At 61.9% G+C, this 24,140-nt stretch carries 22 protein-coding genes; 14 read left to right on the top strand and 8 right to left on the bottom strand.

All coding sequences use genetic code 11. From position 1 onward, the window contains the following. Positions 1-134 precede the first annotated feature (134 nt). The 7 genes from PspS04_RS04460 to dacB all read left to right on the top strand — a co-directional run bounded on the left by PspS04_RS04460 (position 135) and on the right by dacB (position 8,101). Positions 135-428, top strand: coding sequence for a DUF3649 domain-containing protein (locus PspS04_RS04460; protein WP_095169412.1), 294 nt, complete (start codon positions 135-137; stop codon positions 426-428). Beyond that, on the top strand, positions 425-2,011 hold the full coding sequence (locus PspS04_RS04465) for a PepSY-associated TM helix domain-containing protein (RefSeq protein WP_159993857.1): 1,587 nt from the start codon (positions 425-427) through the stop codon (positions 2,009-2,011). The genes PspS04_RS04460 and PspS04_RS04465 overlap by 4 nt, the downstream gene beginning before the upstream one ends. Continuing rightward, positions 2,012-2,338, top strand: a complete 327-nt coding sequence (locus tag PspS04_RS04470; protein ID WP_095169414.1) for a DUF3325 domain-containing protein — start codon at positions 2,012-2,014, stop codon at positions 2,336-2,338. A gap of 14 nt (positions 2,339-2,352) precedes the next feature. After that, entirely contained in the window at positions 2,353-2,925 is a 573-nt protein-coding gene (locus PspS04_RS04475; protein WP_095169415.1) for an RNA polymerase sigma factor, read from the top strand. After that, a complete protein-coding gene (locus PspS04_RS04480; protein WP_159993859.1) occupies positions 2,922-3,908 on the top strand; it encodes a FecR family protein in 987 nt (328 codons plus the stop codon). Before PspS04_RS04475 ends, PspS04_RS04480 begins: the two co-directional genes overlap by 4 nt. Positions 3,909-4,057: 149 nt before the next feature. Beyond that, positions 4,058-6,487: a TonB-dependent siderophore receptor gene (locus PspS04_RS04485; RefSeq protein WP_159993861.1), complete on the top strand. Its 2,430-nt coding sequence runs from the start codon at positions 4,058-4,060 to the stop codon at positions 6,485-6,487. A gap of 159 nt (positions 6,488-6,646) precedes the next feature. Next, a complete protein-coding gene (dacB, locus tag PspS04_RS04490; protein ID WP_159993863.1) occupies positions 6,647-8,101 on the top strand; it encodes a D-alanyl-D-alanine carboxypeptidase/D-alanyl-D-alanine endopeptidase in 1,455 nt (484 codons plus the stop codon). 2 nt (positions 8,102-8,103) lie between these two features. On the opposite strand, the gene PspS04_RS04495 is transcribed toward dacB, so the two are convergent. Further along, positions 8,104-8,982: an AraC family transcriptional regulator gene (locus PspS04_RS04495; RefSeq protein ID WP_159993865.1), complete on the bottom strand. Its 879-nt coding sequence runs from the start codon at positions 8,980-8,982 to the stop codon at positions 8,104-8,106. Positions 8,983-9,119: 137 nt separating this feature from the next. Here PspS04_RS04495 and PspS04_RS04500 point away from each other — a divergent pair, with 137 nt between their 5' ends. Then, on the top strand, positions 9,120-10,022 hold the full coding sequence (locus tag PspS04_RS04500; RefSeq protein ID WP_095169420.1) for a DMT family transporter: 903 nt from the start codon (positions 9,120-9,122) through the stop codon (positions 10,020-10,022). Positions 10,023-10,035: 13 nt separating this feature from the next. On the opposite strand, the gene PspS04_RS04505 is transcribed toward PspS04_RS04500, so the two are convergent. From PspS04_RS04505 to PspS04_RS04515, 3 genes are all read right to left on the bottom strand, one after another. After that, the gene (locus PspS04_RS04505; RefSeq protein ID WP_159993867.1) at positions 10,036-10,545 is read right to left on the bottom strand and encodes a DUF2165 domain-containing protein; all 510 of its coding nucleotides are present in this window, start codon (positions 10,543-10,545) and stop codon (positions 10,036-10,038) included. Between the two features lie 213 nt (positions 10,546-10,758). Continuing rightward, positions 10,759-11,733, bottom strand: a complete 975-nt coding sequence (locus PspS04_RS04510; protein ID WP_159993869.1) for a 2-hydroxyacid dehydrogenase — start codon at positions 11,731-11,733, stop codon at positions 10,759-10,761. A gap of 98 nt (positions 11,734-11,831) precedes the next feature. Beyond that, positions 11,832-12,800 carry a LysR family transcriptional regulator gene (locus tag PspS04_RS04515; protein WP_095169423.1) on the bottom strand — a complete coding sequence of 323 codons (969 nt, stop codon included), beginning with the start codon at positions 12,798-12,800 and terminating at the stop codon, positions 11,832-11,834. Between the two features lie 180 nt (positions 12,801-12,980). On the opposite strand from PspS04_RS04515, the gene PspS04_RS04520 reads away from it, so the two are divergent. The 5 genes from PspS04_RS04520 (at position 12,981) to PspS04_RS04540 (ending at position 19,872) form a co-directional block, all read left to right on the top strand. Continuing rightward, entirely contained in the window at positions 12,981-14,492 is a 1,512-nt protein-coding gene (locus tag PspS04_RS04520; protein WP_159993871.1) for an efflux transporter outer membrane subunit, read from the top strand. Positions 14,493-14,501: 9 nt separating this feature from the next. Further along, a complete protein-coding gene (locus tag PspS04_RS04525) occupies positions 14,502-16,679 on the top strand; it encodes an FUSC family protein (RefSeq protein WP_159993873.1) in 2,178 nt (725 codons plus the stop codon). Further along, positions 16,669-16,869 carry a DUF1656 domain-containing protein gene (locus PspS04_RS04530; RefSeq protein ID WP_095077709.1) on the top strand — a complete coding sequence of 67 codons (201 nt, stop codon included), beginning with the start codon at positions 16,669-16,671 and terminating at the stop codon, positions 16,867-16,869. The genes PspS04_RS04525 and PspS04_RS04530 overlap by 11 nt, the downstream gene beginning before the upstream one ends. 10 nt (positions 16,870-16,879) lie before the next feature. Then, complete coding sequence (locus PspS04_RS04535) at positions 16,880-17,737, top strand: efflux RND transporter periplasmic adaptor subunit (protein ID WP_159993875.1); 858 nt, start codon at positions 16,880-16,882, stop codon at positions 17,735-17,737. 771 nt (positions 17,738-18,508) lie between these two features. Then, a protein-coding gene (locus PspS04_RS04540) for an IS3 family transposase (protein ID WP_159993877.1) occupies positions 18,509-19,872 on the top strand; the annotation gives its coding sequence in 2 pieces (ribosomal slippage) (positions 18,509-18,974 and positions 18,974-19,872; 1,365 coding nt in all). 211 nt (positions 19,873-20,083) lie between these two features. On the opposite strand, the gene PspS04_RS04545 is transcribed toward PspS04_RS04540, so the two are convergent. Beyond that, complete coding sequence (locus PspS04_RS04545; protein WP_159993879.1) at positions 20,084-20,479, bottom strand: DUF4440 domain-containing protein; 396 nt, start codon at positions 20,477-20,479, stop codon at positions 20,084-20,086. Next, positions 20,479-21,714, bottom strand: a complete 1,236-nt coding sequence (locus PspS04_RS04550; RefSeq protein ID WP_159993881.1) for an MFS transporter — start codon at positions 21,712-21,714, stop codon at positions 20,479-20,481. The genes PspS04_RS04545 and PspS04_RS04550 overlap by 1 nt, the downstream gene beginning before the upstream one ends. Positions 21,715-21,824: 110 nt before the next feature. Here PspS04_RS04550 and PspS04_RS04555 point away from each other — a divergent pair, with 110 nt between their 5' ends. Then, entirely contained in the window at positions 21,825-22,706 is an 882-nt protein-coding gene (locus PspS04_RS04555) for a LysR family transcriptional regulator (protein ID WP_095171915.1), read from the top strand. A gap of 88 nt (positions 22,707-22,794) precedes the next feature. On the opposite strand, the gene PspS04_RS04560 is transcribed toward PspS04_RS04555, so the two are convergent. After that, positions 22,795-23,619, bottom strand: a complete 825-nt coding sequence (locus PspS04_RS04560; protein ID WP_159993883.1) for an SDR family oxidoreductase — start codon at positions 23,617-23,619, stop codon at positions 22,795-22,797. A 35-nt stretch (positions 23,620-23,654) separates the two neighbouring features. Further along, complete coding sequence (locus PspS04_RS04565) at positions 23,655-24,119, bottom strand: multidrug transporter (protein ID WP_159993885.1); 465 nt, start codon at positions 24,117-24,119, stop codon at positions 23,655-23,657. Between the last annotated feature and the right edge of the window lie 21 nt (positions 24,120-24,140).

A 24,140-nucleotide genomic window follows, 5' to 3' on the forward strand; every position in this document is an offset into this window, starting at 1 on the left:
GCGCTGACCAGCGGAGCCAGGCTTTTTCATCGGAGTCTTTTGCACATGAGAATATTTATCATTACTATTGGCCTCCGTTGACCCTGCGCTGGCATGGACCGCGCGCAGATTTCCTTTCGTTTCAAGGTCGAAACATGAAAAGCCTCCCCGTTTCCTATCGCCTGGCCGTCACCTCGCGGGTGCTGGCCGCGCTGTTTGGCGGTTACCTCCTCGCGGCACTGGCCAGTATCTGCATGAGCCTGTGGCTGCCCATGGCCCGCGCTGAAGCCGTGGTCAGCGGCATGATGACGTCCTTCCTGGTGTACCTGGTGGCCGTGCTCTGGTGTTTTGCCAGTCGCAGTGCCTGGCAGGCGTGGTTCGGCCTGTTGCTGCCCGGCGTGGTGCTGGCGGCGTTCGGTGGCCTGGGTTACTGGTTGGGGCAATCATGAAAGAGGGCTTCCGTCAGGCCATGGCCTGGTTGCACACCTGGACCGGATTGATCTTCGGCTGGATTCTGTTCGCGATCTTCCTCACCGGTACCTTGTCGTACTTCAACGACGAGATCAGCCACTGGATGCAGCCGGAAATCCCGGTGCGCCAGGTCAGCAGCGAAGCCAGCCTGACGCTGGCGCAGCACTACCTGCAGCAGCACGCCGGCGGTGCCGGGCGTTGGGTGATCAGCCTGCCGAGCGCGCGCGACCCGGGCCTGTCGGTGTCCTGGCAGATGCCGGGCAATGAGGGCCGACGCGGCCCTCGTGAGCAACGCCAGCTCGACCCACTCAGCGGTGAGGTGCTGCAGGTGCGCGATACCCGCGGCGGCGACTTCTTCTATCGCTTCCACTACCAGTTGCAGATGCCCCATCCGTGGGGCCGCTGGTTATCCACCAGCGCGGCAATGCTGATGCTGGTGGCGTTGATCAGCGGGATCATCACCCACAAGAAAATCTTCAAGGACTTCTTCACCTTCCGCCCGCGCAAGGGCCAGCGCTCCTGGCTCGACGGGCACAATGCGGTGGGGGTGCTGGTGCTGCCGTTTCACCTGATGATCACCTACAGCAGCCTGGTGATCTTCATGTACATGGTGATGCCAGCGAGCATTCTGGTGGCTTACCAGGGCGATACCGACAGCTTCTTCAGCGAGCTGTTCCCGGCGTCCGAGTCACCCAAGGCCGAGGGTCAGCCCGGGCAGTTGCTGGCGCTGGCACCCTTTGTCGAGCGGGCGCGTGAGCAGTGGGGCGGTGGCCAGGTGCGCCTGGTGACGGTCAGCCATCCAGGCGACGTCAAGGCGACGGTGAATGTCATGCGCAGCAGCGCCGACCGGGTGATGTATGAGTTCGGCAGTGCCGTGGCGTTCGACGGGGTCAGCGGCGCGTTTCTCACGGCTGATCCGGCACGTCCGGCGCCCATGGCCATTGCGGGCAGTTTCTACGGTTTGCACCTGGGGCATTTTGCCGGTCCGACCCTGCGCTGGCTGTACTTTATCTGTGGCTTGGCCGGCACCGCGATGATCGGCACCGGGCTGGTGATCTGGCTGGGCAAGCGCCAGTTGAAACATGCCAAGAGCGCGGTGATGCCGTTCGAGTTGCGGCTGGTGGAGGTGCTCAATATCGCCAGCATGTCGGGGCTGCTGATCGCAGTGGCGGTGTTCTTCTGCGCCAACCGCCTGTTGCCGGTGAACCTGGCCGAGCGTGGCGAGTGGGAGGTCAACAGCTTTTTCATCGCCTGGGGCTTGAGCCTGCTGCATGCCTTGGTGCGTCGTGGTCGCGTCGCCTGGGTTGAGCAACTGGCACTGGCCGCCGGGTTGTTCTGTGCGGTGCCGCTGTTGGACGCCTTGAGCAGCGAGCAGTCGTTACGCATGTTGCTGGCGCAAGGCGACTGGGCCCGCCTGGGCTTTGACCTGACGTGCCTGGGCAGTGGTGTGTTTCTCGCCTGGGCGGCATGGAAGATGATGCGTTCCGCGCAGCTCGGCGGCAAAGCCCCGGCCCGTGCGGTGCGTGCGCCGAGTGTCAGATCCAAAGTCGAGGTGAACTGAATGCTGCTGCCCGTGTTGCTGAGCTACAGCGGATTTACCGCGTTGTGCCTGTCGATGGACCGCCATCATCGCGACCTGCTCGCCCGTACGCCGACGACGCGTGTGCGGCGGCTGCTGCAGTTGTGTGGCTGGTCGCTGTTGGGCCTGTCTTTGGCGGCGGCCGTTCTGGCCACCGGCTGGAGCCTGGGCCTGGTCGAGTGGTGCGCGGCCCTGATGGCCAGCGCCATGCTGCTGGTGTGGTTGCTGCCATATCGGCCGCGCCTGGTGATGCTCATGGCGGCCCTCGGGCTGCTATTCAGCCCACTGGTCGCGCTGGCGCTGGGGTAGGCGAGGCGAGCCGAATGATCAGCATGCCCCCTGAACCGCAGAAGGCCGACGGCAGCGACAGCCCGAGCGGCCGTGCGCATTTTCTCCAGGTGTTTTTGTCCCAGCGCTCGCAGATGGAAGCCTTGGTCAGTCGGCGGGTGGGGTGTCGGGCGACGGCGGCCGACCTGGTGCAAGACCTGTTCCTGCGGTTCTGGCGGCGGCCGTTGGTGCAGGTCGAGGAACTCAGCACGTATTTGCTGCGTTGCGCCGGCAACATCGCCATCGATCACCTGCGCAGCGAAGGCGCCCGCGGCCGGTTGAGCGAAGGCTGGCTGCCGGAGCAGCAGGACAATCTTGGGGTGGAGCCGCAAGCGGCCCTCGAAGCCGGCAATGACTTGCGCCATGTTGAAGCTGCGCTGCGCAGTTTGCCCGAGCGCACCCGACAGATTTTTTTGCTCAACCGCATCCACGGCCGCAAATACGCGCAGATTGCCAAGGTCATGGGCGTGTCCCAGAGTGCCGTGGAAAAACATATGATGCGCGCGCTCGAAGCCTGCAAGGCCAGTCTGCGGGACCCCGAATCACGTACGCCAGGGAAAGCCCCGTGAACCACGACACTCGCGTCCTGCCGACGCCCGCGCAGGAACAGGCCGCACTGGCCTGGCTGAGCCTGTTGCACGATCAGCCAAGCAGTGGCGATCAAGCGACCTTCAGTCATTGGCTGCAGGCCGATCCTGCCCACGCCGAGGCGTATGCCCAGGCCCAGGTGATCTGGGAGCTCAGCGAAGTGCCCGCCCGGACCCTGGCCGATGAAGATGCCTTGGCCTTGCAGGGCTACTTGAATGCGATGAACCGCTCGCGGCGTTCCAGTGTGCGGCGCTGGTCGGGTGGGCTGGCGTTGGCCGCCAGCCTGCTGCTGATGGTGTCGATGGGGGCGGGCTGGCAGCCGTCGCGCTGGTTCGATGACCTGGGCGCCGACTATGTCTCGGCGCCGGGGCAGGTGCGCAGCGTGACCCTGGCCGATCAGTCAGTGATCACCCTGGATGCCGACAGCGCCATCGCCGTGGATTTCAGCCGCGGTGAACGGCACGTCGAGGTGCGACGGGGGGCTGCGTTTTTCAGCGTCAGCCACACGGGTGAACCCTTTGTGGTCGATGCCAACCAAGGCGAGGCGCGAGTCCTCGGCACCCAGTTCGAAGTGCGCCTGCAACCCATGGGCGCGCAGGTCAGCGTGCTCTCGGGACGGGTCGGCGTCACCCCGGGCAAAGGTGCCGAGCAGCAGGTGCTGGGCGCCGACCAGCAAGTGGCCTACAGCGCCGGCCAGGCCCGTGCCCTGCAAGCTATCGATGCGCAGGCGCAACTGGCCTGGCGCCAGGGCTGGCTGAATTACTACAAGGCACCCCTGGCCGACGTGGTGCAGGACCTGCGGCGTTATTACCCGGGGCGAATTGTCCTGCTCAACGATGAACTGGGCACGCGCCGTATCAGCGGCAGCTTCCCCAGCCACGACCCGCAAGCAGTCCTGGCATCGTTGCAAGGGCTGCTGGGCTTCGAGCAGAACCACCTGGGCAGCCTGATCATCCTGCGCTAAAGACCCCAGCAATACCCGCGTAGCAGCTACAGATCGCGGGTGTGCAATTATTTTTGCGGATCAGATGAGGTAAAACCGAGCGCCATCCGTGTAGTGGTGAAAGTGCGAATTGTTCGCATCGGTTGCGTTACTACACATGGGTCCAAGCAATGAAGTCCAGGGCAAGTTCGGTGGCAGGCGGTTCGGTCAAACAATGGTTCGGGGGCTCGGTCCTGGTGGTGGCGTTGTCAGCGCTGAACATGGCCCAGGCCGCGCAGCCCAGTGAGCAGCACAGCGCCCAATTTCGCTTCGATATCGCCGCCAAACCCTTGCCCCAGGCCCTGAGCGATTTCAGTCGGGTGACCGGGATCAGCGTGGTCTACACCGATGAAGCCCCGTATGGCGTGACAGCGCCAGCTATCAGTGGGCAGATGAGCGCCGAGCAAGCCATGCAGCGGCTGTTGAGTGGGTCGGCAATGACGTTCCGCCAGACCGACGGTCATACCCTGGTCCTGGAACCAGTGCCCAGCGCTGGCGTCCTGAACCTGGGGGCGACCACCATCACCTCAGTGCAGGACGCGTCGCTGAGCTACCAGCCGCCGGCAACCACCTCGATTGCGCGCTCCTCGGCCACGCTGCAGGAAATCCCCCAGACCATCAACGTGGTCGCGGCCCAGGTCTTGCGTGATCAGGCGCCGCGTAACCTCGACGATGCCCTGGCCAACGTCAGCGGCATCACCCAGGGCAATACGCTGGGCAGCACCCAGGACTCGGTGATGACTCGCGGTTTTGGTGACAACCGCAACGGTTCGATCATGCGCGACGGCATGCCGATCGTGCAGGGCCGTGGACTGAATGCCTCGGTGGATCGGGTCGAGGTGCTGAAGGGGCCGGCCTCCCTGCTCTACGGGATCCAGGACCCGGGCGGGGTGGTGAACATGGTCAGCAAGAAACCCCAGATGCAGGCTTACAACGCCCTGACCGCACGCGGCTCGAGCTACGGCGACGGCAAGAACGGCAGCGGCGGCAGCCTGGACAGCACCGGCGCACTGGGGGAATCCGGACTGGCCTATCGGTTGGTGCTGGACCACGAAGACGAAGATTACTGGCGCAATTTCGGCACCCACCGCGAGAGCCTGGTCGCACCGTCCCTCGCCTGGTACGGCGACAGCACCACGCTGCAATTTGCCTACGAACATCGTGAATTCCTCTCGCCATTCGACCGTGGCACCGCCATCGATCCGCTGACCAATCACCCGTTGGACATTCCGGCGCAGCGACGTCTCGACGAGCCGTTCAATAACATGCAAGGTCGCTCGGACCTCTACCACTTCGAGGCCGACCACGAACTCAACGACAACTGGAGCGCGCACTTCGGCTACAGCTGGAACCGCGAAACCTACGACGCTAGCCAGGTCCGCATCACCGCGATCGATCCGGCGAAGGGCACGCTGACCCGCAACATGGACGGCACCCAGGGCGCTCTCAGCACCGACCGCTTCACCACCGTCAGCCTGCAGGGCCAGGTCGAGACGGCCGGCATGCAACACGACCTGGTGCTGGGGGTGGATGACGAGTACCGCAAGATCTACCGTGCCGACCTGATCCGCCAGAAAAGCCGGGCGCCGTCGTTCAGCTACCTTGACCCGGTCTATGGCACAGAGGTGGCGGGCACCACCGTCAGCGCCGCGGACAGCGCGCAGACCGACCTGCTGCGCAGCGACTCGGTGTTCCTGCAGGACTCTATTCACCTGAACGAGCAGTGGATCCTCGTCGCCGGGGGGCGTTTCCAGGAGTACGACCAGTACGCCGGCAAGGGCCGTCCGTTCAAGGCCAACACCGACACCAACGGCCAGAAGTGGGTGCCCCGCGCCGGCCTGGTGTATCGCTACAGCGATGCGTTGTCGTTCTACGGCAGCTACACCGAATCTTTCAAGCCCAACTCCACCATTGCCCCGCTGAGCGGCAGCAGCACGGTGCTCGATGGCAGCGTCGCGCCGGAACAGGCCAAGTCCTGGGAACTGGGAGCCAAGCTCGATCTGCCGGGGCGCATGACCGGCAATATCGCGCTGTTCGACATCAAGAAGCGCAACGTGCTGGTGGCCAACTCCGAGGGGCCGGTGACGATCTACAGTGCGGCGGGCGAGGTCCGCTCGCGGGGGTTGGAAATCGACCTGAGCGGGCAGTTGAGCGAGCGCTGGAGCATGATCGGCAGCTACGCCTACACCGACGCCGAGGTCACTGAAGACCCGACCTACCAGGGCAAGAAATTGCAAAACGTCGCCCGCAACAGTGGGTCACTGTCGGCGGTCTACGACTTCGGCAGCCTGATCGGTGGCGATCAACTGCGCGTCGGGGCTGGCGCGCGGTATGTCGGCGAACGGGCCGGTAACGCAGTCAACGACTTTGACCTGCCGGGCTACACCGTGGCGGATGCCTTCGCCACCTATGACACTCGGCTCGACGGGCAGAAGGTCAAGTTCCAGCTCAACGTGAAGAACCTTTTCGACCGCACCTACTACACCTCGGCCGCCAGCCGCTTTTTTGTCTCGATGGGCGATTCGCGGCAGGTGTCGTTGTCCAGTACCTTGGCGTTTTGAGAGCGGGTCGAGGGAACCCAAGCAACGAAATGCTTGCTAAAAAGTAGCGGGTTGACGGTGAGTGCCGGCTTAGCGTCTTGTCGGCACTGGAGCATGACTCATGATGAGTCATCCAGTTGCCCGTCCGCTGAGTCGGGGGCTATGCATAAAAGGACTTTTATGATTACCCGAAAATGTTTTTACAGAGGGGGGCTAGCCATTGCCCTGGCCCTGTTACTGAGTGCTTGTGCCTCGGTACCCAAGAGCGAATCGGTCAATACCCTCGATCAACTGCTCAATGATCCAGTCCTGGAGGGCTCCCTGGTCTCTCTGACTGTTCGCGATGCCGATACAGGAGCCTCGCTCTATCAGCGCAATGGCATGACGCGGTTGCTGCCAGCCTCCGGCCTGAAGCTCCTGACCACGGCAGCCGCCATGGAGGTGCTGGGAGCCGAATTTGGTTTTTCGACTCAGGTGTTGACTGCTGGACAGTTGAAAGGCGATCGACTGGACGGCGACCTATACCTTCGAGGTAGCGGCGACCCGAGCATTCAGGCCGAGGATTACCAGCGGTTGGCCGCTGACCTGGCCGCACTTGGCATAAAGCGTGTCAGGGGTAATGTGCTCATCGACGACACCGCGTTCGATTCCGTCAGGCTGGGAGCCGATTGGGCCAATGATGATGAAAGTGCCGCCTATGCGGCGCAGATTTCGGCTCTGAGCCTGTCTCCCGACAGTGATTTTGATGCCGGCACGGTTATCGTCACCGCCCGCGCCACCGTTGAGGGCGACCCGGTCGTCGTCAATATCCACCCGGCAAACACGATTATGACGGTTACCAATAGTGTGACCATCGGTGCTGCCAATACCCTCAGGGTCAGTCGTGAACATGGCAGCAATCGACTGTTGGTCAGCGGGACATTGCCAGCCGGCACCGCTGCTCGCAAATGGGTCAGTGTCTGGGAACCGACCCGTCTGGTGGCGGATGTTTTCCATCGGGCCCTGATAGCCCAGGGTATAAAGGTCGATGGGCGCACGGTGATCGGAGTGACCACTCCCTCAGGCGCAAGGCCGTTGGCCGCTCATGACTCGTTGCCTTTGGCGCAGTTGCTGACACCCCTGCTCAAGCTATCGAACAACAACATGACAGAAGTTTTACTTAAAACGATGGGGCGTAGCACCGGCAATGTGGGGACTGCCGAGTCTGGCATCGCCGTGGTCAACAGCTTCTTGCAGCGGCACGGGCTTCAGGGCAGCGCGATTGTTCAGGTCGACGGATCGGGCTTGTCCCGACGCAACCTGATTTCGACGCAAAGCCTGACGGATCTGTTGTTACGTGTGCGTCATCAACCCTGGTTCGACTACTGGTATGCGGCACTGCCGATTGCAGGCAACCCTGAGCGGATGCTCGGCGGTACCTTGCGTAATCGTCTGCGTGGAACCTTTGCGCAGGATAACTTGCACGCCAAGACCGGAACGATGACTGCGGTTTCGTCGTTATCCGGATACCTGCGCAGCGTAGAGGGACGTGCGCTGGTATTTGCCATGATTTCCAACAACTACCTGGCCGAAGGTGCTGCAGTTAAAAGTCTGGAAGACAAGGTCGCCGTGGCCCTGACCCAATGGAGTGACTGAGCTCAGCTGCGCGACAACGCCTGGCGATAGTCGCCGGGCGTGCCGTGCATGGCCTGGCGGAAGCGGTTGGTGAAGTGGCTGGCGCTGGCAAAACCGCAGGCCAGGGCAATCTCGCCCAAGGGTTGTCGAGTACTGCGCAGCAGATACCGGGCCTGGGCCAGGCGGCGGGCCAGCAGGTATTGATGGGGCGGCAGGCCGAAGCTTTCACGGAACATCCGCGCAAAGTGGTACTCCGACAGCGCGCACAGGGCCGCCAGTTGGCCAAGGCTGATGGACTGCTCCAGATGACTGTCGATGTACTCCACCAGCAGCCGTCGTTGATGGGCGGCCAGGCCACCCTTGAGTCGCAGCCCCTGACGCAGGCCAACCTGATTGAGCAGGGTGTGGCTGAGCATTTCGTGGGCCAGGCTGCTGGTCAGCAGGCGCTCGCCGGGTTCATCCCAGTTCAAGGCGATCAGTTGGTGAAAGCGTCGGGCCTGCAACGGGTCGTCGAGAAAGGTGCCTTCGCGCAGGTGCAGCGCACGGGGTTCGCGATCGAGCAGGGTGACGCAGCCGAGGGCGAACTGTTCCTGGCTGAAGTACAGGTGGGCCAGGCGGATTTCACCGTTGATCACCCAGGCCGACTGATGTTCGGCGGGCAACACGCAGAGCTTGTTCGGGCCGCCCGTGGTACCAGGCTGTTCGCGGCGGAAGGTCCCGGTGCCACCGGCCAGGTAGCAGGACAGGGTGTGATGCCCCGGGGCTTGGTAATCCTGGGCGTCGTGATAGTTGCTCCACAGGGCTGCAGCCATGCCGTCACCGAGCTCGGCGCTGTGCTCGAGACGAGCATGGGGCGAGCGGTTGAGGGCTTGAAACACTTGCAGGGTTTCCAGTGCGGGCATGATCGTTTCTCCAACGTCTTGCATCCTACTCCGTCGGCCTTTCGGTGCCAGCCCGACAACGGACAAAAGCGCAAGTTTATGCAAGCGCGCCACACGCCTGCGGCACAGACTGAAGGCCATCTTCAGGAGTTGCCGCCATGAACCTCTCGTTATACCTGCTGACTGTGCTGATCTGGGGCACCACCTGGATCGCCTTGAAACTGCAATTGGGGGTCGTGGCCATACCGGTGTCGATTGTCTATCGCTTTGGCCTGGCCGCCCTGGTGTTGTTCGTGATTCTGCTGCTCAGCCGCAAGCTACAGGTTATGAACCGTCGTGGGCACCTGATCTGCGTGGCCCAGGGGCTGTGCCTGTTCTGCATCAACTTCATGTGTTTCCTCTATGCCAGCCAGTGGATCCCCAGCGGCCTGGTCGCCGTGGTGTTCTCCACCGCGACGCTATGGAATGCGTTGAATGCGCGGGTGTTCTTCGGCCAGAAAATCGCCCGTAACGTGCTGATGGGCGGGGCACTGGGCCTGGGCGGGTTGGGGTTGTTGTTCTGGCCGGAGCTGGCGGGGCACACTGCCAGCCCGCAGACGCTGTTGGGCTTGGGTCTGGCGTTGCTCGGTACGCTATGTTTCTCGGCGGGCAACATGCTCTCCAGCCTGCAACAGAAAGCCGGCCTCAAGCCCCTGACCACCAACGCCTGGGGCATGGCCTATGGGGCGGCGATGCTGTCGCTGTACTGCCTGGTCAAGGGCATTCCCTTCGACATGGAATGGAACAGCCGTTACATCGGTTCGCTGTTGTACCTGGTGATTCCGGGGTCGGTAATCGGTTTTACCGCTTACCTGACGCTAGTTGGGCGCATGGGCCCGGAGCGTGCGGCCTATTGCACGGTGCTGTTTCCGGTGGTGGCGTTGAATGTCTCGGCGTTCGTCGAGGGTTATCAATGGACTGCGCCGGCACTGGCCGGCCTGGTGCTGGTGATGCTGGGCAACCTGCTGGTGTTTCGCAAACCCGCTGTGCGGATCAACCCGGTCAAAGCCGGTCTGGCATGAGCAGGGCCGTGTGTTAGTTGTCGTTATCCAGCGACAGATAGATTAACGCGGGAAACATATATTCGAGATTACTGCGGGCCCAATCGAAGGCGTTGCGGTTGGTCGAGTATTCCATGTCAAACCATTCGTTGAGAATGATGATGTACATGACGTAGTAAACAGTGATGGCAGTGGTCAAACCGACGATTGCCATTTTTTTTGCGCTGCGAAACTCCTTATGGGTGGCATTGATGTTTCGATAAAGCTGATAGGTGCCAACCAGGCAACATAACGTAAAGATGGTTTCCAGGGTGATGATCGTCCAATAGAAACGATGATGGAACAACTTCGATGTTACGGCCCTGTAGCGTCGTGATTCGTTGCCTTCGGTGTTCGTCATGCTGAGGATGTCACCGACATATACGTAGTAGGCCGTATAGTCGGTGTAGTTATTGATAAGAGTAAACATTCCGAACACTGCGGCCATTAATACAATGAGTGTCTTGCTGCGCCGTATCGCGCAAGCGGTGGTGAATTTTATCATGCGCGTTATCTCCGGATGTTAGCCGCATTTAATGAGCTTTTTTGTGCTAGTCGAAGTTATAACGCGCGCACGAAAGTTTGTCGCGAGGCGAGTAGCGACTTTTGTCGCTTGATGTTGTGCGGTAGTCAGTTAGTTAGTCGCGGCAAGCCTAAGTGCTCCGCGTATTGGCCCATGAAGTTGGCGGCACGTATGCAACAACGTGCCGCCGGCCCCTCATCCTTGCCACACCTGCGGGTTGACCAGGTCTTGCGGCCGTTCGCCCAGTAAGGCGCTGCGCAAATTGGCCAGGGCGCGGTTCGCCATGGCGTCGCGGGTTTCGTGAGTGGCGGAGCCGATGTGCGGCAAGGTCACGGCGTTTTTCAGGGCAAACAGCGGCGACTGTGCCAGCGGTTCCTTTTCATAGACGTCCAGCCCCGCACCGCGGATCCGGTTGTCTTGCAGGGCCTGGATCAATGCCGCTTCATCGACCACCGGGCCACGGGAAATGTTCACCAGAATTGCGCTGGATTTCATCAGGCCCAGTTCACGATGGCTGATCAAATGGCGAGTCTTGTCGCTGAGCGGCACCACCAGGCAGACGAAGTCGGCTTCGGCCAGCAATTGCTCGAGGCTACGAAATTGCGCGCCCAGTTCCTGTTCCAGTGCGCTCTTGCGGCTGTTGCCGCTGTACAGGAGCGGCATGTTGAAGCCCAGGCGGCCACGTCGGGCAATGGCCGCGCCGATATTGCCCATGCCGACAATGCCCAGGGTCTTGCCGTGCACATCACAACCGAACAGCGGCGCGCCGACACTGGCTTGCCATTGCCCGGCCTTGGTCCAGGCGTCCAGTTCGGCGACTCGCCGAGCGCTGCTCATCAGCAGGGCGAAGGCCAGGTCGGCGGTGCTTTCGGTCAGCACGTCCGGGGTGTTGGTGAGCATGATCCCGCGTTCGTTGAAGTAGTCCAGGTCATAGTTGTCGTAGCCCACCGACACACTGGAGACCACTTGCAGTTGCCCGGCGTTTTCCAGTTGCGCCCGGCCCAGCTTGCGTCCGACGCCGATCAGGCCGTGGACGTGGGGCAGGGCTTCGTTGAACTGGGCGTTGATATCACCCTGCTTGGGGTTGGGCACGATCACGTTGAAGTCTTGTTGCAGGGACTCGACCATGGCAGGCGAGACACGGCTGAAGGCAAGGACAGTCTTTTTCATCGCAGGAAGGCTCGTCATGCGGGGGAGAATGCCAAGCAAGCTATCATTCTTGCTGGGGTTTGCGCGAGTCCCGAGCAGCGCTGCGCCTGCTCGCGCAATCAGTTGCTGAGCCGCGCCCCACTCAAACTGCCACTGAGCTCATACGCCGTCAGTTCCGCCTGATGGGCTGCGAGGATTTCCGGAAGCGAGCCCCGCAGGTATTCCACCCAGGTCTTGATCTTGGCATCCAGGTACTGGCGCGACGGGTAGATGGCGTACAGGTTCAGCTCCTGGGAGCGGTAGTTGGGCATCACCCGCACCAGCGTGCCGTTGCGCAATCCTTCAATCGCCGCGTACACCGGTAGCACGCCTACCCCCATGCCGCTGGTGATCGCGGTTTTCATCGCATCGGCGGAGTTCACCAGGAACGGCGAGCTGTTGATGGTGACCATTTCCTGGCCTTCGGGGCCGTCGAACAGCCATTTTTCCAGGGGGATCACCGGGCTCACCAGGCGCAGGCAGGCGTGGTTCAGCAAGTCGCTGGGCTTGTGTGCGCAGCCATTGGCTTTGACGTAGGCCGGTGAGGCACAGACGATGCTGTAGGTGATGCCCAGGCGCTGGGAGACGAAGCCTGAGTCCGGCAGTTCGCTGGCGAGCACGATGGACACGTCGTAGCCCTCGTCCAGCAGGTCCGGCACGCGGTTGGCCAGGGTCAGGTCGAAGGTCACGTCGGGGTGGGTCTTGCGGTAACGCGCAATCGCGTCGATGACGAAGTGCTGGCCGATCCCGGTCATGGTGTGCACTTTCAACTGCCCGGCCGGACGCGCATGGGCGTCGCTGGCTTCGGCCTCGGCTTCTTCGACATAGGCCAGGATCTGTTCGCAGCGCAGCAAATAGCGTTTGCCGGCTTCGGTCAGGGCAATGCGCCGGGTGGTGCGGTTGAGCAGGCGGGTTTGCAGATGGGCCTCAAGGTTGGAGACCGCGCGCGAGACATTGGCTGTAGTGGTATCAAGCTGCACGGCGGCGGCGGTAAAACTGCCGGCCTCGGCGACACAGCTGAAGGCGCGCATGTTTTGCAAAGTGTCCATGGGGAGCTCTCAAGGGAGATGGCAAATTGTGACACGAAGTTACAAGGTTCAGGCATTCAACCAAGGGATTATCTCGCTAACGGTAACAAAGATTCACAAGATTCCCAGCTTATCGCCGCGCAGGCCCAGCCCTAGAATCGTGTCGATTGGAAATCTCCCCCTCCTCAGGAATTTGCAGCAGTGCCGCGTCGCATCAACAGAGAGTTGAAGACTCTCAGTGTCTGGGCTTTATCGTTAGCAATCAGCGGCTGCATCGGAACCGGAGGTATTGCCCCACAAGGCAAGGCACTCGATGCCAATACATTGGCCACAGATGTCGCCATCCAGAGCGCGATCCAGGATGCTCACTGGCCCAGCGCCCAGTGGTGGCAGGCCTATGGCGATCCGCAGCTCAATGCCTGGGTCGACCTGGCTTTGCAGGGTAGCCCAAGCATGGCCATGGCCGCGGCGCGAGTGCGCCAGGCCCGGGCCATGGCCGGGGTGGTGGAATCCGCCGAGTCGTTGCAGGTCAACGCCGACAGCTCCCTCAAGCGCCACAACTGGCCCACCGATCAGTTCTACGGCCCGGGCGAGTTGGCCAATTCCACCACCTGGGATAACAACGCCGCACTGGGTTTCAGCTACGCGCTGGATCTCTGGGGGCGCGAAAGCAATGCCAGCGAGCGAGCCGTCGACCTGGCCCACATGAGCGCCGCCGAAGCGCGCATGGCCCAGCTCGAACTGCAGAACAACGTGGTGCGGGCCTACATTCAGCTTTCCCTGCATTACGCCCAGCGCGACATCATCGCGGCGACCCTGGCCCAGCAACAACAGATACTCGATCTGGCGCAAAAGCGCCTGGACGGCGGCATCGGCACCCATTTTGAAGTCAGCCAGGCGCAGACCCCGTTGCCGGAAACCCATCGCCAACTGGACGCGCTGGACGAAAGCATCGCCCTGAGTCGCAACCAGCTCGCTGCTTTGGCCGGCAAGGGGCCTGGGGAGGGCGCGCGTCTGCAGCGTCCAACCCTGGCCCTGGGGGCGCCATTGAAGCTGCCTTCGGCACTACCGGCGCAATTGCTCGGGCAACGTCCAGACGTGGTTGCCAGCCGCTGGCAGGTGGCGGCCCAGGCGCGCAGTATCGAGGTGGCGCACGCCGGCTTCTACCCCAACGTCGACCTGGTCGGCAGCCTCGGCTACATGGCCACCGGCGGTGGGGCGCTGGAGTTCCTGACCGGCAAGAAACTCAACTACAGCGTGGGCCCGGCGATCTCCCTGCCGATCTTCGACGGTGGGCGCCTGCGTGCGGAACTGGGTGAGGCCGCGGGCGGTTATGACCTGGCCGTGGCCAAGTACAACCAGACCCTGGTCAATGCCCTCAAGGGCATCTCCGATCAGTTGATCCGCCGTGAGTCGATGGACAAGCAGCAAGATTTCGCCGCCGAGTCGGTGGCTGCCGCGCAGAAAACCTATGACATCGCGATGATCGCCTACCAGCGCGGCCTGACCGACTACCTCAATGTGCTCAATGCGCAAACCCTGCTGTTGCGCCAGCAACAGGTGCAGCAGCAGGTCCAGGCCGCACGCTTGAGTGCCCACGCCGAACTGGTCACAGCCCTGGGTGGTGGCCTCGGAACCGGCGCCGATGCGCCCGCCGAGGGCCAACTGCAGGCGCCGCCCACCCCAGCCATTCTTTCTGCCCTCGACCACTGACAGGACACCATGACTCCCTTGCCTGCACCACTGCGCTGGCTGTACGCCCTTGACTGGCGCCGTGGTTTTTTCGACTGGGCACGCAGCGACGGCGTGACCTGGGTCTACATCTTCAAGGTGCTGATAGCCGCATTCCTGACCCTGTGGCTGGCCATGCGCCTGGAGTTGCCGCAACCGCGTACGGCGATGATCACGGTGTTCATTGTCATGCAACCGCAGAGCGGCCAAGTGTTTGCCAAGAGTTTTTACCGCTTCCTCGGGACCCTGGCGGGTTCGGCGGTAATGGTCGGGTTGATCGCCTTGTTCGCGCAGAACACCGAGCTGTTCCTTGGCGCCCTGGCGATCTGGGTCGGGATCTGTTCGGCGGGCGCGGCGCGTTATCGCAACTTCCGCGCCTACGGTTTTGTGCTCGCCGGCTACACCGCCGCGATGGTCGGCCTGCCGGCCCTGGCGCACCCGGAAGGGGCGTTCATGGCGGCGGTATGGCGGGTACTGGAAATCTCCCTGGGGATCCTCTGCGCGACCCTGGTCAGCGCCGCGATCCTGCCGCAAACCGCCAGCGCTGCGATGCGCAATGCCTTGTACCAACGCTTCGGGGTGTTCGCCCTGTTCGTCACCGACGGCCTGCGCGGGCGCAGTCAGGCCGACAGCTTTGAACGGCGCAACGTCGGTTTCATCGCCGAAGCCGTGGGCCTGGAAGGGCTGCGCAGCGTCACGGTGTTCGAAGACCCGCACATGCGGCGGCGCAACGGTCGGCTCAGTCGTCTGAACAGCGAGTTCATGGGCATCACCACCCGTTTCAATGCCTTGCACCAGTTGCTTGAGCGCCTGCGTGGCAGCGGCGCCGACCAGGTGATCGCGGCGATCAAGCCAGGCTTGCAGGACCTTGCCGAATTGCTCGACGGCTTTTCTGGCCGGGCCCTGACCCATGCCGATGCGGCGCGCCTGGCGATGCAACTGGCTGACTACAAGGATGGGCTGAGGGCGCGAGTGCGTAGCCTGCGCGCGAGCTTCCAGGAGAGCGCGCCAAGCGACGCCGATCAACTGGATTTTCATACCGCCTATGAGCTGCTCTATCGGTTTGTCGACGAGCTGCACAGCTATGCCCAGACCCACGCCTCGCTGGCCGAGCACAGCCACGAACGCGAGCAGTGGGATGAGCCCTACACCCCGAAAACCAACTGGCTGGCCTCGGCCGCCTCGGGGATTCGGGCCGCGTTCATCCTGTTGGTGCTGGGCAGCTACTGGGTCGCCACGGCCTGGCCGAGCGGTGCCACCATGACCTTGATCGCGGCGGCCACGGTGGGCCTTTCTGCCGCCACGCCGAACCCCAAGCGCATGGCCTTCCAGATGGCCTGCGGCACATTGCTGGGCGCGTTGATCGGCTTCGTCGAGATGTTTTTCATCTTCCCCTGGATCGATGGTTTCCCGCTGCTGTGCGTGATGCTGGCGCCGGTGATCGTGCTCGGCTCGTTCCTCTCGTCACGGCCGCAATATGCCGGGGTTGGCCTGGGCTTGCTGATCTTCTTCAGCACCGGCTCGGTGCCGGACAACCTGACGATCTACAACCCCTACACCTTCATCAACGATTACATCGCCATGGTCATGGGCATGCTGGTGTGCGCGGCAGCCGGGGCAATCATTCTGCCGCCCAACAGCCGCTGGTTGTGGCGCCGCCTGGAGCAGGACCTGCGCGGGCAAGTGGTGTATGCCATCAGCGGCAAGCTCAAAGGCCTGGCATCGAGTTTCGAAAGCAGCACCCGCGATTTGCTGCACCAGGCCTATGGCCTCGCGGTCGGGCAGCCCCAGGTGCAACGGGATCTGCTGCGCTGGATGTTCGTGGTGCTGGAAGTCGGCCACGCGATCATCGAGTTGCGCAAGGAGCAGGCGATCCTGCCGGTGCATCCGGCCTATGCCGAATCGCAACCCTGGCGGCAGGCGATCCGGGTCATGGGCCGCGCCTTGGTGCGGCTATTCCTGCAACCGGGGCAGAGCAACCTGGAGCGCGCACTGGTAGCCGTCGATCATGCCATCAGCCGAGTCCAGGCCGCCGACGAACCCTTCGCCCCGCACTTCGACACCTCGCCGCTGCGCCGGGTGAAGAGCTACCTGCATTTCATCCGCACTTCGCTGCTCGACCCGCAATCGCCGCTGGCCGCCCTGCAAGGACCTGACCATGCCCCGTGAAATCGCTTTCCATGGCGTCTACATGCCAACCATGACCCTGATGTTTTTCATCGCCGCGGCACTGGCCTGGGCGCTGGATCGGTTCTTGTCCGGGTTCGACCTGTACCGTTTTTTCTGGCACCCGGCGCTGTTGCGCCTGAGCCTGTTCATTTGTTTGTTCGGCGCCCTGGCGCTGACTGTCTACCAGTGAGACCGCTTCGATGAAAAAGCTTTTCAGCCTGCTCGCTACCCTGTTGGTGCTGGCCCTTGCGATGTGGATCGGCCGGACCCTCTGGGTGCATTACATGAACACCCCCTGGACCCGCGATGGCCGGGTACGTGCCGACATCATCAATGTCGCCGCCGACGTCAGCGGTGAAGTGGTGGACGTACCGGTGCGCGATAACCAGTTGGTGAAACGCGGTGAGCTGCTGATGCAGATCGACCCCGAGCACTACCTGATCGCGGTCAAGCAGGCGCAGTCGCTGGTGGCCTCGCGCAAGGCCACCTGGGAGATGCGCAAGGTCAACGCCCACCGGCGCGCCGACCTCGACAACCTGGTGATCTCGCGCGAGAACCGTGACGACGCCAGCAACATCGCCGACTCGGCGCTGGCGGACTACCAGCACGCCCAGGCGCAGCTGGAAGCAGCGCAACTGAACCTCAAGCGCACCAAGGTGCTGGCTGCGGTGGACGGCTATGTCACCAACCTCAACGTGCATCGCGGCGACTACGCGCGCATCGGCGAGCCGAAAATGGCGGTGGTCGACATGAACTCGTTCTGGGTCTACGGCTTCTTCGAAGAAACCAAACTGCCCCGGGTGCGCGTCGGCGATCAGGCCGACATGCAGTTGATGAGCGGAGAAGTCCTCAAGGGCCATGTGGAAAGCATTTCCCGCGGCATCTACGACCGTGACAACCCCGAAAGCCGCGAACTGATCGCCGACGTCAACCCGACCTTCAACTGGGTGCGCCTGGCGCAACGGGTGCCGGTACGGATCCACATCGACGAGGTCCCGGAGGGGGTGCTGCTGGCAGCGGGGATTACCTGCACAGTGGTGGTCAAGCAGACGCCGTGAGGTTTCTAGCTTGCGATATCGCGGCATAGGTATCTACACAACTGTGGTGCGACGTTGCACCTGTGGGCCTCTGGGGTGTTGGATTAGGCGGAGTACACATCCATTTCTTCGGTAACGGCCACTTATGGTTCCGCTCTGACAGCGGCTCACTTTTGAGAGCGCAAAAGTAAGCAAAACGCTCTTGCCCCACCACTCGGTGCCTCGCTTAGGCTCGGCATGCCCGTACTCCGACATTGATTTGGGGGGCCGCCGCAATGGGCCCTCCCTGGCCCAGTGCGGCTAAACCGGCGTCCTGCCGGTTTACCCCCCAAATCAATATCGGACTCCGGCCAGCGTGGTTAACGGGCGCCCAGGATCAAAAACAAAGCGAGGCGGCCTTAAAGCCGACCTGATCGCTAGGGCATGCGCGGTGTAGCTTCTACTTCCTAAGACGCTGACGAAGTCAGCAATCTTTTGATCTGGCTCTGGCTCTGGCTCTGGCTCTGGCTCTGGCTCTGGCTTTTGATCCTGGGCGCCCCGTTAACCACGCTGGCCGAACGCAGGCTTGAATCCGTGGGTAACCCGGCAGGACGCCGGGTTAGCCGCCCCGCGCCATGGATGGCGCGTGGCGGCGGCCCACGGATTCAAGCCGGAGTGAGGGCACACCGAGCCCAAGCGAGGTGCCAAGTGGTGGGGTAAGAGCCTTTTGCTTACTTTTGGGCTGTTCAAAAGTGAGCCGCCGTTGAACTGCCCCCCGAATGTTGGACACCTGACCCCTCGGGAGGGTGTTCCATGACGAAATACAACCTAGCACTCAAGCAATCACTGATTGAAGAGTGTTTGTCTGCCAGTAGCGTTCATGAGGTGGCCCTCAAGCATGGCTTGAGTCCATCGCTGCTGCGGCGCTGGATCAAGGGTTTTGAAAAACACGGTGCCTCTGGCTTGATTGCCAAGTACAGCCATTACGATGCCCAGTTTAAATTGAAGGTTTTGCAGTGCATCGAACAAGATGGACTGTCGGACCAACAGGCCTGTATACGGTTTGATATCCGTGGTCCAAGTAGTATCAGGCAGTGGCGAAAGCTGTACGATGAAGGCGGTGTAGAAGCACTACAACCGCATCGTCTTAAAGAGTCCAGCATGCCCCGCAAACCTTCTAGGCAACCCAAAGCAAGTCCTGTTCTTCCTGCGGACGCAGAGCTGACCTCTGAACAAATGCTCGCAGAACTGGCCTATCTGCGCGCGGAGAATGCCTATCTAAAAAAGCTCGATGCCTTAATCCAAGCGGATCCCCGTACTGCGCAGCCAAAAAAACGCAGTCCGTCCAAGGATTGAGGCATGAGTATCCACTTGCTCTGTTGCTACGTGCTGCGGGACTTGCACGCAGTACCTTCTATTATCAAAGCAAAACACTGCTAACCGACAAGCATGCCGACCTTAAAGATCGCATCCGCAGCGTCTATCACGGGCATAAGGGGCGTTACGGCTACCGCCGTATCACCGCAACCCTTGGAAACAGTGGTGAGTTGATCAATCACAAGAAGGTGCATCGGCTGATGCAGATGATGGGCCTCAAGTCGTTGGTCAAAGTGAAGAAATATCGCTCTTACCGAGGTGCTGAAGGGCTTGTTGCGCCTGATCTACTAAAGCGCGAATTTAAGGCAGAAGCCCCTAACCAGAAATGGGCAACCGACGTGACGGAGTTCAAGGTGAAGGGGCAGAAACTGTTTCTTTCGCCTCTCATGGATTTGTACAACGGCGAGATCCTGGCTTACCAGATCAACCGACGTCCCGAGTTCAGGATGGTTTCGACGATGCTGGAAAAGGCCTTCGGGCGACTGAATCAAGGGGACAAACCGATACTGCACTCTGACCAGGGTTGGCAGTACAGGCAGCCTACCTACCGACACATGCTGGCCGAAAAGAGCATCGAGCAGAGCATGTCGCGCAAGGGTAATTGCTTGGACAATGCCGCCATGGAAAGCTTTTTCGGCACGCTCAAGAGCGAGTTTTTCTATCTGGAATCATTTGAGAGTGTGGAGCAGCTGGCATCAGGCATAGAGGATTACATCGCCTACTACAACCAAGACCGCATAAGCCTCAGACTGAATGGCTTGAGCCCGGTACAATTTCGGACCCAGGCATTAAATCAATAGCGTCCCCTGTCCAACTTTCGGGGGGCAGTTCACGTCAGGCGGAACCATAGGTGGCCGTTACCGCAGAAATGGATATGTACCCCGCCTAATCCAACACGCCAGAAGCCCAGAGGCCGCCACGGTAGCAAGCTCCTCCCTCGCCACAGGCCGCTACAAAGTTGGGTAGATACCTATGGATATCGCAGGCTCGACAGCTGCTACAGGCACCTCGTCATTGGCAGAAGGTTTCGTGCAAATGCCGCCACAGCAATTTGCCTGACGGCAGTTTCTCGATCACCACCGTGGCCCGGCGATCGTTGAGGACGCCGCTGGCATCCGACTGCAACTCGCGGTAGCTGAGGGTCGCGCCTTGGGCATGCTGGTCGAGCCCGCGCATGTCGCTCAAGTCGATGCGCAGCCCCGGACGCGCACCGCCCAGGGTTTCGAACAGTTGCTGCAAGGCGGCAATGTCCAGGCTGTTGCCATTGGGGGCAATCATCGAGAACTGCGGGGAGAAGCGCGCCAGCAAGCGCTCCAGTACCCCCCGATCGGGCGTGCCGGCGAACCATTGTTCGATGTTGGCGAGGGTCTGGGTGACTTCAGTAAAATAATCGCGATAGTCGTTCATCAGGTTTTTTCCAGGAGTGGGTGGGCGGTGACGAGCGCTTTCACGCCCGATGAATCAAAGCGCAATACGGCCCACAGCGGTACCAGCGAGAGCAGTGCGGCAGCCAGGAAACAGCGTTCGAAGGCATACGCCGAGTGCGGGCCGAGGACGCTGAGCAAGCCACTTAGCACGGCGCCGCCGAGGCAGAAACTCAGTTGCCGATTGATGTTCCACAGGGCGCTGGCGTGGTTCATGCGCGCGGGAAGAATGTCGATAAAGGCCAGGGTCTGCGCGCAACTGCTGCACAGGCTGCCACCCAGGCCCATCAAGGCATAGGCCAGCACCGGCAGCCAGCCTTGCGGTTGCTCGATCAGCACCAGCAGGCCAATGCCCAGGCTTTGCAGGAGTGCGCCGACCACCAGCAATGGCTTGGGACCCCAGCGGTTGAAACCCCGTTTGCCGACGGCAATCGCCAGTGCCGAGCCCAGCGCCCAAGGCAGCATCAGGGCGCCGATCTGCGCGTTACCCCAACCCTGTTGGTGCAGGTACAACACGGCAATCAGACTGGTGCCGATGAACACGCCGGGGATCAACAGGTAGACCCACATGGCCAGCCGCAAGGACGGGCTGTGCAACAACTGCAGGTCAAGCAAGGCCGAGAGTGTGCCCGCGCCATCCTCGGCGCGCTGCACGACGCGCGGCGGATCGGCCTGCAACCAGCAAGTCGCGAGTACCAGGGCCAGCAGGGTCAGTGGCAGATTGAGGTAGAACACCCAGCGCCACGACAGCGCTTGCACGATCAGCCCACCCGCGGCCGGTGACAACGCGGGGACCAGCAACGCTACCGACATTACCCAGGTGGTCAGTTGGGCCCGTTGTTGCGCCGGGAATTGGCGAAACGCCAAGGCCTGGCCGAGGGGGATCAACAGGCCTCCGCTGAGCCCTTGCAGCAGTCGCCAGCCGATCAGCGCTTCAATCGAGTCGGCACCGGCCACCAGCAGTGAGGCGCCGCCGAACAGCAGCAGTGAAGCGAGGATCAACCGCCGCTCGCCGAACCGCGCCGCCAGCCACACACTCAATGGAATGATCAAGGTCAGGCCGAGCATGTAGGCGTTGCTGATCCACGCCAGTTGGGTCACCGAGGCGTGCAATTGCTGCGCGATGTCGGGGTAGGCAATGCTGGCGACGAACATGTTCATCAGGTCGAGGGCAAACCCCAGCAGATACACCAATGCGACTTTCCAGCGATAGGCCATGACGACTTCCCGGTCAAAGAGACGGGCAGGGTAGTGCGCTGCAAGTGCTAGAGAAACACTGGTTTGCCTGCTAGTTTGTCAAAATTATTTTGACAAGGAATGCCCTCACCATGGTCAGCCTGGACCGTTTTGATACCTTCAAGGCCGTCGTCGAGGCCGGCTCATTGACCGCAGCGGCCGATCTGCTGGGGCAGACCCGGGCGGTGGTCAGCTTCAATCTCAAGCGTCTGGAAGCCGAGTTGGGGGTAACTCTACTGACCCGCAGCACCCGGCAACTGGCGCTGACCGATGCCGGTGAGCGTTTTTATCTGCGCTGCCTGCGCACCCTGGATGAAGCGCGCCTGGCGATCGAGGAGGCGCGCTCCGAGCACACCCAGCTCAAGGGCACGCTGCGAATCACCACCACCCTGGAATTTGCCCTGGCCCAGGTGGTGGGCGCGCTGGAGGTGTTTCGCCAGGAGCATCCGCAGTTGAACATTCACTTGTCGACGTCCTCGACCCATGCCGACCTGATTTCCGAACGGTTTGACGTGGCGATTCGCCTGGGGCGTATGCACGACTCCAACCTGCGCGCCGTGCAGTTGTCGACCTTCGAGATTTACCCGGTGGCGACGCGCACGCTGCTCGATCGCCACGGGCCAGTGACCCGCCTGGCCGAGCTGGAGGCACTGCCGACCCTGGGGCATGGCCGGGTGCCCGAGTTGACGGTCACCGACCCCGCGGGCACTGAGCATGTCTATCAACCGCTGCCTGGGAAAACCGCGATCATCGCCGACAACTCGGCCACCCTGCGGGCATTTGCCCTGACCGGACAGGGGGTGGCGATTTTGCCTGAATGGCTGGTTGCCGAGGATCTGCAGCAGGGTCGATTGCAACGCTTGTTGCCCGATCACCGGTTTGCCCTGCAGGGGGTGTATGCCTTGTACCCGGACACCCGGCACCTGCCGCTGAAAGTGCGGGCGTTTATTGATTTCATGAAGGATTGGAGTTGAGGTTGGCGGGTACCTGTTCGGAGGCCATCGCGGGCAAGCCCTAAACCTCTCCTGTGGGAGCGGGCTTGCCCGCGATGCTTTTCGAGCTTCAGAGCTGCCCGCGCAAGCCAAACCGCTTCATCAACACCGACTCCAGCAAGCCCTTGGGCAGCAACCCCGCCAGCAGTGGCAGGGCGCGGCTGCCGTTGCCCAGGCGCAGCAGGCGCGGTGGTCGGTCTTGCTGCACGGCCTTGAGCAGGTCGGCGGCGAACTCGCTGGCGGCGGTCGGCTTGTCCTGGGACGCCTTGGCCCGCGCCCGTATGCCTTCGCGCAGCGGCCACCAGGGTGACTGTTGGTTGAGCAACTGTTCGGCCTCAGCCCCGGCATTTTTCGCAAAGCTGGAAGCAATCGCCCCCGGCTGCACTTCCAGCACCCGAATGCCGAACGGTGCCAGCTCCATGCGCAGCGCGTCGCTCAAGGCATGTACCGCGGCCTTGGAGGCGCAGTAGGCGCCGGCAAACGGGGTGACCAGCACCCCGGACACGCTGCCGATATTCACCACCAGGCCCTTGTTGTGGCGCAACAGCGGGAACAGCGCACGGGTGACGCCGACCAGGGCGAACACGTTGGTTTCGAACTGGCGCTGCATGGCCGGCACCCCGCCATCGAGCAACGGCCCCATGGCGCCATAGCCGGCATTGTTGATCAATACATCCAGGCCGCCATGCTGCTGGTTGATCTGTTCGCTCAGTTGCTCGAGTGCCGGGCCATCGTTGACGTCCAACTGCACGGCGGTGAAACCGGCGGCGGCGAGGGTCGTCACATCCTCAGCCTTGCGCGCAGTGGCCCAGACTTGGTAACCGGCCTGTTTGAACACATCGGCCAGGGCGCGGCCGATGCCACTGGAACAACCGGTGATTAACGCGATGGGCATGGCGCGATCCTTGTGCAATCAGCAGAGAAGGGGATTCAGTCGGAGAAGCTACCTTGTAAACGCTCGGCACGAAACTCCAGCGTTTGTGGACGATAGCCAGGGCGCAGCGGCGGCATCGGCAGGCAGTCTTGCCAGTTGGCCCCGGCCTGCAATTCACCTGGGCCACGGTAGCGCGGTGCGGCGTATTGATTGTCCGCCAGGTTGACCGTATCGCCCGGTGCATAGGCGCCGATCCGCCACCGCAATTCGGTCAGGGGCACAGCGTTGCCGTTGTTCATTTTCAGCAGCAACGGACGGTCTGCCGGGCACTGCTCGGGGGCGTAGCTGATGCGCAACTCCAGGCGTGCCAGTTGCTTGACCTCGCGGTTGTCCAGCCATACCACCCAGATAGCCACCAAGCCCAATCCAAGCGCCGCCGCCAATGACACCGGCAAGGCCTTGGCCGGATAACGCAACAACAGAATCAACCAGGTGATGACCAACAGAACGCCGATGAACATGGAGCAAACCTCGCAAGCGGG

This window comes from Pseudomonas sp. S04, from assembly GCF_009834545.1.
Classification (GTDB): Bacteria; Pseudomonadota; Gammaproteobacteria; order Pseudomonadales; family Pseudomonadaceae; genus Aquipseudomonas.